Origin of the sequence: Chryseobacterium sp. PMSZPI (genome assembly GCF_002835665.1) — a bacterium.
In the GTDB taxonomy this organism is placed as follows: Bacteria; Bacteroidota; Bacteroidia; order Flavobacteriales; family Weeksellaceae; genus Chryseobacterium.
On the sequence record NZ_PIZV01000051.1, the window covers coordinates 142,513 to 155,313 of the forward strand.

Below are 12,801 nucleotides of genomic sequence, written 5' to 3' on the forward strand. Positions count from 1 at the left end.
TAAACTATTCGTCATGAAAAAAAACTATTGGATTCTTTTTCTTTTAATTGCCGTAAAATTTTTCCTTCAATACTCATTGATCAATCCTGAGTACGAATTACAACGTGATGAATATTTACATCTTGATCAAGGATATCACCTTGCTTCTGGATACCTGTCGGTACCGCCTGTAAGTTCATGGTTTGCATGGTTGATCAAAGTCTTGGGTGGAGGTGTATTTTGGGTTAAATTTTTTCCTGCATTGTTTGGAGCATTAACAATGGTGGTGGTATGGAAAATTGTCGAAGAACTGAAAGGAAGTTTATTTGCTCAGATATTGGCATCTTTAGGAATTTTATTCTCAGTACTCCTCCGGTTGAATATGCTTTTTCAACCTAATTCCTTAGAAGTGCTTTTATGGACTCTGTTTTTCTATTTTCTGATTAAATATGTTCATTCTGAAAAAGTGAAATGGCTTTATTGGGGTGGATTTGTTTTTGGTTTTGGAGTGCTCAATAAATATAATATAGCTTTTCTTGCCTTGGGATTTATCCCTGCTCTTTTGATGTCTGGTCAAAGAAAAGTTTTTAAAAATAAACATTTGTATGGAGCTCTCTCTTTAACTCTGATTATTGTTTTTCCTAACCTTCTCTGGCAGTATTATAATCATTTTCCTGTTATCCACCATATGAAAGAACTTTCAGAAAGGCAATTGGTGAACGTGAATAGGGTTGATTTTTTGAAGGCCCAGGTTTTGTTCTTTATTGGAACAACTTTCGTTATAATAGCTGGATTTTATGCTCTATTGTTTTATCACCCTTTTGGAAAACTTCGGTTTTTCTTTTGGGGGTATATGATAACTATAGGATTATTTATGTTCTTTAGGGCAAAAGATTATTATGCAATAGGTCTTTACCCTGTTTATATTGCCTTTGGAGCTGTTTATCTGGGTTGTCTTTTTGAAAATAGCTGGAAGAGATTTTTTAAGCCTGTCTGTATTTTGCTTCCTCTTGTTTTATTTGTGCCTTTGTATAGTTTTGCATTCCCTAATAAGAGTCCTGAGTATATTGTAAGTCACCCGGAATGGTATAAAAAGTTAGGATTACTTCGTTGGGAAGATGGAAAAAACCATGCCCTACCTCAGGATTTTGCAGATATGCAAGGATGGAAAGAATTAGCTCAAAAAGTAGATAAGGAATATGCCGGGCTATCAAAAGAAGGAAATACCTTGGTTTTGTGCGATAACTATGGGCAGGCTGGTGCTATTAATTATTACTCGAAAACGGGAGTAAAGGCTGTTTCTTTCAATGCTGATTATATCAACTGGTTCGATTTAAATAAAAAGTATGATAACCTCATTAGGATTAAAGATGAATTGGATGGTGTAGATGAGTTGAAAATAACATGTCCATATTTTGAAACTTCAAAAATTGTAGATTCTATCACCAACCCATTTGCAAGAGAAAAAGGGACTCGAATTTTTAGCTTTAAAAAGGCAAAAATTAATATCAGGACGAGACTTCAAAATGAAATTAATAAATTCAAAAATCAGTATTGATGGATAATTAACTAGCGTTATGCTTGGAATATTAAAAAGTAATGAAATAATATTTACTTAAAATAGGATAATCATATTAAATGATTTGTATTGAAATAGTGTGATAAGTTAATATAGTTGGGGATTTTAAGTTTTGTACATCATTTATTTCTTACTTAAGCCAATTTTTAACTGTGATGATATATTGCTTATAGGTTTTATTGTTTGTATTTTCACCTAAAGACATTCGGATAATTAAGTTGTCTAGGGGCAAGTAAATTCTGGATAACTTATGTACTTTAACCTTATTTTATACTCTCTATAGCCTGTTGGAAAGATATTTTGATTTTACTTCTATAAGTGTGTTAATATATAATGTAAAACAATTCTTTTGTACAGGCAATTTCTTAAAAAACTGATTCTTGAATAGATAATATTTTTGGGTCAGTTTTTTTTATCTAAAAATATTAATGCAATATTGTTGCGTTATTGGAATTTGTCTTACCTTTGCCAATATATTTAGACTAAAATCAGCTTAAAATGGAAAAGAAAAACTTTGATGTTATTATAATAGGAGGGAGTTATGCGGGATTATCGGCAGCAATGGCTTTAGGGAGATCATTGAGGCATGTTTTAATTATAGATAATGGAAAGCCCTGTAATGGGCAAACGCCTCATTCTCATAATTTTATTACTCATGATGGAAAAACTCCGAAAGAAATTTCAGGTATTGCAAAAGAACAAGTGGCAAAGTACAATACCGTTCAATTTTATGACGGTACGGTGAGAACGATAGAACGGAATTCTGACGGCTTTAATGTTAAACTGTCTTCTAACGAAAATTTTTATGCTAAGAAACTTATTCTGGCTTCAGGAATAAAAGATGTAATGCCGGATATTCCTGGGTTTGCAGAGTGTTGGGGAATTTCTGTTTTACATTGTCCGTATTGCCATGGGTATGAAGTGAAAAATGAAGTAACAGGAATTTTTGCCGATGGAGAGCTCGCTTATGAATTCTCAAAACTGATTTTTAATATGACAAAAAAGCTGACCATATTTACAAATGGAAAATCAATACTTACCAACGAGCAAATTGAAAAATTACAACAGAATAATATTAGGATCAATGAAGATGAAATTCAAAGAATAGAACATGAAAACGGTTACATTCAGAACGTGGTTTTTAAAAATGATAAAAAGGAACCTTTAAAGGTATTATATGCTAAAATTCCTTTTGAACAAAATATGAATGTTTCAGAAAATTTAGGTTGTGAACTGACGGAGCAAGGATTTATTAAAGTAGATGGGATGCAGAAAACGACCGTTCCCGGAGTTTTTGCTTGTGGTGATAATGTGACTATGATGAGGTCTGTTGCCAGTGCCATAGCACAAGGGAGTCTTGCAGGAGCTATGGTGAATAAGGAACTTTCAGAAGAAGATTTTTGAATGAGTTGTCTCTAAGAAGATCGATTAAAAATCATTTTTTCTGATACTAAAACCTTACGGGAAATTCCGTACATTTGGGGTGAAAATTTCAAAAACTAAAAGTAAAATGGATATTATTTTCGACCTGATTGAAAAGGAAAGACAAAGACAAGCCCATGGATTAGAACTTATCGCATCAGAAAACTTTGTTTCTGAAAATGTGATGAAAGCAATGGGAAGTGTACTGACAAACAAATATGCTGAAGGATACCCTGGTAAGAGATATTACGGGGGATGTGAAGTAGTAGATGAGGTTGAAACACTAGCGATCAACAGAGCTAAAGAGCTTTTTGGTGTAGACTATGTGAATGTACAACCGCATTCCGGATCTCAGGCGAATGCTGCCATTTATCTTGCTGTTTTGAAACCTGGAGATAAAATTATGGGGATGGATCTTTCTATGGGAGGTCACCTTACTCACGGTTCTGCAGTGAACTTTTCAGGAATTCAATACGAAGTGGTTTCTTACGGAGTAGAAAAAGAAACAGGTCTTATTGATTACAACCAAATGAGAGAAGTAGCTTTAAGAGAAAGACCAAAAATGTTAATCGCTGGTTTCTCAGCATATTCAAGAGATCTTGATTATGCTAAATTCAGAGAAATTGCTGACGAAATAGGAGCAACACTGTGGGCAGATATTGCCCATCCTGCCGGGTTAGTGGCAAAAGGATTATTAAATTCTCCATTTGAACACTGTCATGTAGTAACTACGACAACTCATAAAACACTGAGAGGTCCAAGAGGAGGAATGATTATGATGGGCAAAGATTTTGAAAATACTTACGGTCATAAAACTCCAAAAGGAGAAATCAAAATGATGAGCCAAGTACTGGATGGAGCTGTATTTCCAGGTATCCAAGGAGGTCCGCTAGAACATGTAATTGCGGGTAAAGCAGTAGCTTTCGGAGAAGCTTTGGATGGTCAGTTCGAAACGTATGCTAAACAAGTTAAAGCTAATGCACAAGCATTATCGAAAGCAATGATCGACAGAGGATTTGATATTGTAAGTGGAGGTACGGATAATCACTTGATGCTTGTAGACCTTAGAAATAAAGGTGTAAACGGTAAAGAAACTGAAAAAGCATTAGTCCTTGCAGATATTACTTGTAATAAAAATATGGTTCCTTTCGACGATAAATCACCATTTACAACATCTGGTATCAGATTGGGAACAGCTGCTATCACAACAAGAGGACTTAAAGAAAATGATATGGATACAATTGCCGGGTTAATCTCTGAAGTGGTAGATAATATCAAAAATGAAGAAGTTCTTGCATCTGTAAGAAAGAAAGTTAATGAATTAATGGAAGGTAAGGCGTTATTCAATTACTAATAGCGCTTACTATATCATATAAAGAATGGGCTATGGCTCATTCTTTTTTTATACACATGGAAAAAAAGTCACATACCTTTGACGAAATTAAGCAGAAATTGGTAAACTATTGTGTTTACCAGGATCGTTGCCATGCAGAGGTAGAACAAAAAATGAAGGAGTTTCTGTTGATTGATGAAGCAAAGGAAGAGATTCTGTTATATCTTTTAAAAGAGAATTTCTTAAATGAAGAAAGATTTACCCGAAGTTATATCAGAGGGAAATTTTATATCAAGCATTGGGGTAAGAATAAGATAAAAATGAATCTGAAGCAGAAACAGATTTCAGAAAGACTAATGAACTCATGCTTTGATGAAATAGATGAAGAAGATTATAGGAAAACAATCTTCAGAATTTATGAAGATTATTCTTCAAAACAGAAAGGACTACAGGAATATCAAAAAAAATCAAAGACGATAAAATATTTGATGAGCAGGGGTTTTGAATATGAAAAAATAAATGATATTTTTGACTGAAAATAATAACCGAAATATAAACACATAAAGATTGGAAGAAGAAAAAATTTGGCTGTCACCCCCTCATATGGGAGGAAGTGAATTAAAGTACATACAAGATGCTTTTGACACAAACTGGATTTCTCAGTATGGTTTAAATATTAACGAGTTTGAAAATCAACTCGAAAAATATCTTGGAAATAATTCTTTTGTTACAGCCTTATCTTCGGGGACTGCTGCAATACATTTAGCTTTGAGGATGTTGAATGTACAAGAAGATGATTTTGTGATTTGCCAATCGTTTACTTTTGTGGCTTCTGTCAATCCTGTTTTATACCAGAAAGCAATCCCGATTTTTGTTGATAGTGAAACTTCCACATGGAATATGTGTCCGAATGCATTAGAGGATGCTATTAAATATTGTTTGCAAAAGGGAAAAAAACCTAAGGCAATCATTGTTATTTCTCTGTATGGAATGCCCTTCATGGTTGATGAAATTCTTGAAATATCAAAAAAGTATGAAATTCCCATTATTGAGGATAGTGCCGAAGCTTTGGGAAGTAAATATAAAAATAAGCTTTGTGGTACTTTTGGAGATTTGTCTGTGATTAGTTTCAATGGGAATAAAATTATAACAACCTCAGGAGGAGGGATTTTAATATCTCGAAATCAATCTGATAAGAATCGAGCACTTTATCTTGCCACGCAGGCAAAAGAAAATAGAGATTACTATCATCATTCAGAGGTTGGGTATAATTACAGAATGAGTAATATCTCAGCAGGAATAGGAAGAGGTCAACTGGAAGTTTTAGAAAATAGAATAATGAAGAGAAGAGAAAATCATGAATTTTATCAGCGTGTTTTTCAAAACTACGAGGAAATTGAACTATTTGAAGAGCCTAATGATGATTTTTTTTCTAATTATTGGCTGAACACCATCACCATTGAAGGAAATAATTTTAACATTACAAAAGAAAAGTTAAAAGAAAAATTTTCTAAAAATAATATAGAAACCAGATATTTATGGAAACCTATGCATTTGCAGCCTCTTTATAAAGATTATAAATTCTTTGGTGCGGATGTCTGTGGTACACTTTTTGGTAGTGGGTTATGTTTACCGTCAGGTACTAATTTGACTGATGAATGCAAAGATAGAATCGTGAATGTTTTGATAAAAATTAAAAAGTAAATTTATTTTTAATTTTAAAGTATAGAAGAGATTTTATTTTAATTTTGCATGCAATATACTTTAATATTAATTTGAAGTTATTAATGAATTTGTGCCGAATTATACTATAACATATGAATACTAATACAGACAATGTACAATTCTCTTAGAAAAAAAGTATTTGGAGGAGATAATGTTGTCAATCTCTCAGATGTAAGATATCTTCCCAGATGGATAATACTTGTAATAGATATTATTATTCTGGTTGTTTCTCTATTTCTTTCCACTTATATTATTGAAAAAATTACCCAAAGGGAGTTTATTTATCATGATGATAAAAGTGTAGTTTTTGCTTTTATTATATTGATCAATACGATCTTTATGTATCTTTTTAAGACGTATGCAGGGATTATCAGACATTCTACTTTCATAGATCTATTTAAACTTCTTGTTTCTTGCTTCTGTACAATGTTTGTTGTGGGAACAATCAATATTGTATACTTCTGGATTACAGGTGGAAAATTTATTTTAACTCCCTATCTGGTTTTATATTTTGTTATCTCTTTTATGGGATTATTTCTCTTTAGGCTTTATGTAAAAGAGTTTTTTCATATTGTAAGAGAATATAGAAGAAGTGCCCTGAAAAAAAGGATTCTTGTACTTGGCATTGATGAACAATCTATTGCAATCGCAAGAGCTATTTTAGATAACCCTAATCTTCCTTATCAGGTTGTTGGCTTTTTAACACAAAGAACCGATTCAAAAAGAGCTTCACTTCTTGGGAAGCCAATTTATGCAAAAGAAAAAATTGAGGATAGTACAAAAGACGATCTGCTTGTAGATGGAGTTATCATTGTAAAAGAAATGATGGCAAAAGATGAGATGAATTCCTGGGTTAATTTATTTCTGGAAAAAGATCTTAATATCTTTAAAGCACCATCCGTACAAAAGCTAAGAGATAGTGATTTAGGTGGATCTATTAGAAATCTTCAAATTGAAGATTTGCTTAATAGAAAACCTATTAAAATTGAGAACGAGGAAGTTAAGAGTCGCCATTATGGTAAGGCTGTACTAGTAACTGGAGGAGCTGGGTCTATTGGAAGCGAGATTGTAAGACAAGTAGCACAATTTACACCTTCTTTAATTGTTGTTTTAGATCAAGCAGAAACTCCACTATATGATGTTGAACTTGAAATGAAGGAAAAATTTCCACATATCAGGTTTAAGTTTGTGTTGGCTGATGTATCCAATGTACATAGAATAGAACCATTATTCCAAATGTATAATTTTTCAATGGTGTATCATGCTGCGGCATACAAACATGTTCCATTAGTTGAAGAAAATCCTAATGAGGCTGTTCGTGTTAATGTATTAGGATCAAAGAATATAGCTGTTCTATCCAGTCGATATAAAGTGAATCGATTTGTAATGATTTCTACAGATAAAGCCGTAAATCCTACTAATGTAATGGGTGCTTCTAAACGAGCTGCAGAATTATTTGTCCAATCATTACAGCATGTTGAAGGAAATACAACGAAATTTATTACAACAAGATTCGGGAATGTATTAGGGTCAAACGGTTCTGTAATTCCACATTTTAAAAAACAAATTGAAGCAGGAGGGCCTGTTACCATTACTCATCCGGATATTGTAAGATACTTTATGACAATTCCGGAAGCTTGTGAACTGGTTTTACAGGCAGGAACAATGGGTACGGGAGGAGAGATCTTTGTATTTGATATGGGAGAGCCGGTAAAGATCTTAGATTTAGCAAGAAGAATGATAAAACTATCAGGTTTTGAACCTAATATTGATATTAAGATTATTTATACTGGTTTGAGACCGGGGGAAAAACTATATGAAGAGTTGTTAAGTGACAATGCCAAAACACTTCCTACACATAATGAAAAGATTATGGTTTCCAAAGATCCGACCATGTCATTCTCTGAAATAGAAAACCTTATTAATCAAATTACGGAAGCTGCTGTAGTAAAAGAAAAGGTAGAAGTCGTAAAAATATTAAAAATCATTGTTCCGGAATTCAGGAGTAACAATTCTATTTACGAAGCACTGGACAAATAAAAAAATAATAAATGTATATTTGTACAATTTTAAAATATAATGAAAGGTAAAATATTGGCCATATCACTAGCTTTCTTGCTGGTTTCTTGTAAAACTAATCAGAATGCTCAAAATGATTTAAACTATATGCAAAATATAGAGCAAATTGCCATTGAGTCTTCAGCTAAGAATTCTGGTAATACAATTCAATCTGGGGATCAATTGGTCATTTTGATTACAGCAAAGGATATGGATGTCGTAAAGCCATTTAATCAAAATTATTCTTCTTCTGAACTTATTCAGACTAATAATTTGGCAGGTGGTAATACTCCTAATCAGGGAATGACAACTATTTCTGGACCAACTTATATTGTAGATAATAATGGAAATATAGATTTTCCAGTTGTTGGTGCAATTGATACAAAAGATAAATCTCTTATTGAACTGAAAAATGAATTAAAGGATAGAATAAGTCGTTATGTTATTAATCCGACAGTAAATGTTCGAATTGCGAATTTTAAAGTAACAGTACTCGGAGAAGTTAATAGACAAGGAGATTATACAATTGCTAATGGACAAGCAACAATTCTTAATGCATTAGGGCTTGCAGGAGATTTAACAATGTTTGGTAAAAGAACAGATGTACTAGTTATTAGAACTGAAAATGGTACGGTTACACATGGTAAAATTAATCTACAGGATGCAAATCTAATTAATTCTCCTTACTATCATTTAAAACAAGGGGATGCGATTATAGTTCCATCAAATAAAACAAAAGAATTAGCATCCAAACAAAATCCTAATACGGGGCTTTATCTGACAGCTATTTCTATTGGAGTTACAGCTATTGCTGTCGTTGTAAGTTTATTTAAAAAGTAGAAACTATATTGACTCTATTATTTGCATGAAATAATATTTTTAGAAAAATCACAAAGTAATGAAATCATATAAAATAGCTGTTATTGGACAAGGGTATGTTGGACTACCTTTGTCGCTGGAGTTTGCTAGTCATTATCCAGTTCTAGGTTTTGATATTAATGCAGAAAGAATTAGTCAGCTTAATAATGGCCATGATATAACATTAGAAGCTAATATTGAGAAATTAAATGAAGGCTTACAATGTTATAAAGAATCGAATGGAAATAAAGGTTATAAAGGGACAAATGAATTAAATGAGATTGCAAATTGTAACATTTTTATAGTAACAGTTCCCACTCCAATAGATAAATATAATGCTCCTGATTTGGATCCTTTACTATCAGCTTCTAAGATGTTGGGTGAGATCATTAAAAAGGGAGACATAATAATTTATGAATCTACAGTTTTTCCAGGGTGTACAGAAGAAGAATGTGTTCCTGTGCTGGAGAAGTATTCTCAATTAAGATTTAATAAAGATTTTTTTGTAGGTTATTCTCCCGAAAGAATTAATCCAGGCGATAAAATACATACTTTGACAAGCGTAAAGAAGGTTACATCAGGGTCTACTGAAAAAATTGCAAATGAAGTAGATAATTTATATAAAAAAATTATTATAGCAGGAACTCATAAGGCTCCTAGTATTAAAGTTGCAGAAGCATCTAAGGCTATTGAAAATGCTCAAAGAGATGTAAACATTTCATTCATCAATGAATTGGCCTTAATATTTGATAGAATTGGTATTGATACAACAGATGTATTGGAAGCTGCAGGTACCAAATATAATTTTTTAAAATATAAGCCGGGTTTGGTAGGAGGGCATTGTATTTCTGTTGATCCTTACTACTTAGCTCATAAAGCGGAACAACTTGGGTATCATCCGGATGTTATATTGTCAGGACGTAGGGTAAATGATTCAATTGCCAGATTTATTGCTTCAAAGGTAGTAAAACTATTGATTGCAAAAGGAAGCATTATTAAAAGTTCAAAAGCACTTATTTTAGGTGTCACTTTTAAAGAGAACTGTCCAGACATTAGAAATACAAAAGTTTTGGATATCTATAAAGAGCTAAAAGACTATGGAATAGAAGTTGAAATATATGATCCATGGGCAAATAAAGCTGAAGTATATGAGGAATTTGGTGTTAATCTTTTAGAAAATCTTGAAAGTAATCAATATGATTCAATAATCATTGCAGTTTCTCATAAAGATTTTTTGACTTTGGATTTTGATAAGCTTAAAAAAGATAATACAGTAATTTTTGATGCCAAATCGTGTATAGATCGTAGTAAAGTAGATGCTAGGCTCTAAATTTAACAAAACAATTAATATTATATTAACTTCTTAAAAAGAAGTATAATAGAAAGTTTGCGAAACCATACAAATTATATATCAGAGAATGAATCACTCAACACAGGAAGAATCTGACAAGATAAATATTCATGAAATTATTATCCCTTATCTAAGAAATTGGATATGGTTTATTATTATCCCATTTATTGGTATTATCCTTACTTATTTTTATCTAAAAACCTTAACTCCAGTATATAGTATCCAATCATCTGTTTTGATTAAAGATGCTAAAAGTTCACCTGGTATGGGAGGAGATTTTAATGTTTTGAAGGATCTTTCTGGATTTGGAGGAATGAGTACAAACAGTATTAAAAATGAGCTAGAAATCTTTAGGTCTAAGAAACTAATGCATGATGTAGTTAAAGCTCTCGATCTTCAAACTACTATTTATACAGAAGTAGGGTTTACAACCAAAGAATTATATAAAGATACTGCGCCTTTTGGTGTTAAAGTATTGGAAGAGAAGGTTTTGGTGGAAGAGCCTAAAAAGCCAATCTCTATAAAGATAGAGGGGGAAAAGGTAACTTTATCGTCCAAAGAGTTTCCTAAAGAAATTAGCACAACTTTTGGTAAAACAGTTAGTTTGCCTTATGCAAATATCATTATTGTTAGAAATCCTAATTTCAATAAATTAAAAGCAGGAGAATTAGGAAAATTATATTTTAGTTATTCTACAAAAGATAGTAAAGTAAATGATTTGCAAGATATTTTTGTATCGGATCTTGTTAACAAAGAAGCTACAGTCATTGCACTTTCTTTGAAATATCCAAACGTGGATAAAGCTAAAGATATTATTAATAAAATTGTTCAAGTTTATAATCAGGATGCAATAAAGGATAAAAATTCTGAATCAGCAGTTACTCGAGACTTTATTGATGAGAGGATTAATATTATAGCCAATGATTTAGGAGAAGTAGAAAGTAGAAAGGAAAAATTCAAATCTTCAAATCAAATCACAGATCTTGGAACTGAAGCAAAAATTAATTTGGAAACTTCTGCCGAGGCGAGAGCAAAACAAATAGAAGTAGATGCACAATTAAGTCTTACTAATTCATTAATTAGTTATTTATCTCGTCAAGGTAATGGGCAGGTTTTGCCTTCAAATGTTGGTTTACAAAGTACTGAAGCAACAGGTAGTATTTCTGCTTACAATCAGCTTGTATTAGAGAGAAATCGTTTACTAGAGAATGCTACGCCACAAAACCCTGTGATTATAGATTTAAATAAACAAATAAATTCTCTTCGTTCTTCTGTCATGGAAAGTCTTAATAAGAATAGAATAGGGTTACAGTTTGCTAAAGATCAATACTTAGCAGAGCAAAATAAAGTTTCATCGAGAATATCAAAAATTCCTACTCAAGAGAAGCTTTTCAGAGATATAGAAAGACAACAACAAATTAAAGAAAGTTTATATTTACTTTTACTTCAAAAAAGGGAAGAAACTGCAATTTCGCTTGCTGTAACTGCAGATAAGGCACGAATTATTGATTATGCATATTCTTCACCAAAACCAGTGGCACCAAAGAAAATGATGTTTTTGGGAATAGCTCTTATTATTGGTTTTATACTTCCTCTTGTATTTATTTATTGTAAAGAATTATTAAATAATAAGGTTAAAACAAAACATGATTTAGAAGATCTTTCAAATGGAAAATCTGTTATTGGTGAGATTCCTAGTCTTGAGAAAGGAGCTTCTGAGCTTATACAGATAAATGATCTTTCTCCAATGGCTGAGGCTTTCAGAATTTTGATTACAAACATGAACTTTATGTTATCAAAAAAGAATAGAGCTAAGGTTGTATTCATAACTTCTACAGTAAAAGGAGAAGGAAAGACTTTTGTTTCAGTAAATCTTGCACTTACTTTAGCTACACCTAATAAAAAGGTTATCATTATTGGTTCTGATATCCGAAACCCACAGTTACAGCGTTATAATCCGGCAAGAAAAGGTTTACTTGGACTTACAGAATATCTTTATGATGATAAAACACAATTAAAAGATGTAGTCCATGTTTCTACTTTCAATCCTTATTTAGATGTTATTTATTCAGGAAGTATACCACCAAACCCGACTGAATTACTTACCAATGGAAGGTATGAAATTTTAATTGAAGAGCTGAAGAAAAAGTATGATTATATTTTACTAGATACAGCACCATTGATGCTTGTTACAGATACATTCTTATTTGCAGAAATGGCAGATGCTACATTATATGTGACAAGATCAGGATATACTGAAAAAACCTTAATTGAATTTGCAAATAAAAATATCGAAAGTGATAAGATTAAAAATGTTGGATTTGTTCTGAATGATGTAAATAAAAATTATTTTGGATACGGAAACAAATATGGTTATGGGTATGGAGAAACAGAATTAAGTATATTTCAAAAAATTAAAAATAGATTTTTTTAATTAATAAATAGATTAATGAGAATTCAAATGTTATTTAAAAATAATTTTAGGAATAATTTAAA

The 12,801-nt window shown here is 31.9% G+C and carries 9 protein-coding genes; all 9 read left to right on the forward strand.

Annotated features, from left to right (window positions below):
• Window positions 1-13: 13 nt before the first annotated feature.
• The 9 genes from CW752_RS10230 to CW752_RS10270 all read left to right on the forward strand — a co-directional run bounded on the left by CW752_RS10230 (window position 14) and on the right by CW752_RS10270 (window position 12,739).
• On the forward strand, window positions 14-1,537 hold the full coding sequence (locus CW752_RS10230) for a glycosyltransferase family 39 protein (protein WP_101239609.1): 1,524 nt from the start codon (window positions 14-16) through the stop codon (window positions 1,535-1,537).
• 519 nt (window positions 1,538-2,056) lie between these two features.
• Window positions 2,057-2,962 carry an NAD(P)/FAD-dependent oxidoreductase gene (locus CW752_RS10235; protein ID WP_101239610.1) on the forward strand — a complete coding sequence of 302 codons (906 nt, stop codon included), beginning with the start codon at window positions 2,057-2,059 and terminating at the stop codon, window positions 2,960-2,962.
• A gap of 106 nt (window positions 2,963-3,068) precedes the next feature.
• Complete coding sequence (glyA, locus tag CW752_RS10240) at window positions 3,069-4,334, forward strand: serine hydroxymethyltransferase (RefSeq protein WP_101239611.1); 1,266 nt, start codon at window positions 3,069-3,071, stop codon at window positions 4,332-4,334.
• A gap of 56 nt (window positions 4,335-4,390) precedes the next feature.
• The gene (locus CW752_RS10245; RefSeq protein ID WP_101239612.1) at window positions 4,391-4,849 is read left to right on the forward strand and encodes a regulatory protein RecX; all 459 of its coding nucleotides are present in this window, start codon (window positions 4,391-4,393) and stop codon (window positions 4,847-4,849) included.
• 67 nt (window positions 4,850-4,916) lie between these two features.
• Complete coding sequence (locus CW752_RS10250) at window positions 4,917-6,017, forward strand: DegT/DnrJ/EryC1/StrS family aminotransferase (RefSeq protein WP_101239699.1); 1,101 nt, start codon at window positions 4,917-4,919, stop codon at window positions 6,015-6,017.
• Between the two features lie 132 nt (window positions 6,018-6,149).
• Window positions 6,150-8,078, forward strand: a complete 1,929-nt coding sequence (locus tag CW752_RS10255; protein ID WP_101239613.1) for a polysaccharide biosynthesis protein — start codon at window positions 6,150-6,152, stop codon at window positions 8,076-8,078.
• Window positions 8,079-8,117: 39 nt separating this feature from the next.
• Complete coding sequence (locus CW752_RS10260; protein WP_101239614.1) at window positions 8,118-8,936, forward strand: polysaccharide biosynthesis/export family protein; 819 nt, start codon at window positions 8,118-8,120, stop codon at window positions 8,934-8,936.
• 58 nt (window positions 8,937-8,994) lie between these two features.
• Window positions 8,995-10,284: a nucleotide sugar dehydrogenase gene (locus CW752_RS10265; RefSeq protein WP_101239615.1), complete on the forward strand. Its 1,290-nt coding sequence runs from the start codon at window positions 8,995-8,997 to the stop codon at window positions 10,282-10,284.
• Window positions 10,285-10,372: 88 nt separating this feature from the next.
• Window positions 10,373-12,739: a GumC family protein gene (locus tag CW752_RS10270; protein WP_185117609.1), complete on the forward strand. Its 2,367-nt coding sequence runs from the start codon at window positions 10,373-10,375 to the stop codon at window positions 12,737-12,739.
• The last annotated feature ends 62 nt before the right edge of the window (window positions 12,740-12,801 follow it).

Excerpts from the sequence above, each read along its gene's own strand:
- CW752_RS10255 (WP_101239613.1), top strand. The coding sequence starts at position 6,150 with ATGTACAATTCTCTTAGAAAAAAAGTATTTGGAGGAGATAATGTTGTC.
- CW752_RS10270 (WP_185117609.1), top strand. The coding sequence starts at position 10,373 with ATGAATCACTCAACACAGGAAGAATCTGACAAGATAAATATTCATGAA.
- CW752_RS10235 (WP_101239610.1), top strand. The coding sequence starts at position 2,057 with ATGGAAAAGAAAAACTTTGATGTTATTATAATAGGAGGGAGTTATGCG.
- CW752_RS10260 (WP_101239614.1), top strand. The coding sequence starts at position 8,118 with ATGAAAGGTAAAATATTGGCCATATCACTAGCTTTCTTGCTGGTTTCT.
- CW752_RS10230 (WP_101239609.1), top strand. The coding sequence starts at position 14 with ATGAAAAAAAACTATTGGATTCTTTTTCTTTTAATTGCCGTAAAATTT.
- CW752_RS10245 (WP_101239612.1), top strand. The coding sequence starts at position 4,391 with ATGGAAAAAAAGTCACATACCTTTGACGAAATTAAGCAGAAATTGGTA.
- CW752_RS10250 (WP_101239699.1), top strand. The coding sequence starts at position 4,917 with ATGGGAGGAAGTGAATTAAAGTACATACAAGATGCTTTTGACACAAAC.
- CW752_RS10265 (WP_101239615.1), top strand. The coding sequence starts at position 8,995 with ATGAAATCATATAAAATAGCTGTTATTGGACAAGGGTATGTTGGACTA.
- glyA (WP_101239611.1), top strand. The coding sequence starts at position 3,069 with ATGGATATTATTTTCGACCTGATTGAAAAGGAAAGACAAAGACAAGCC.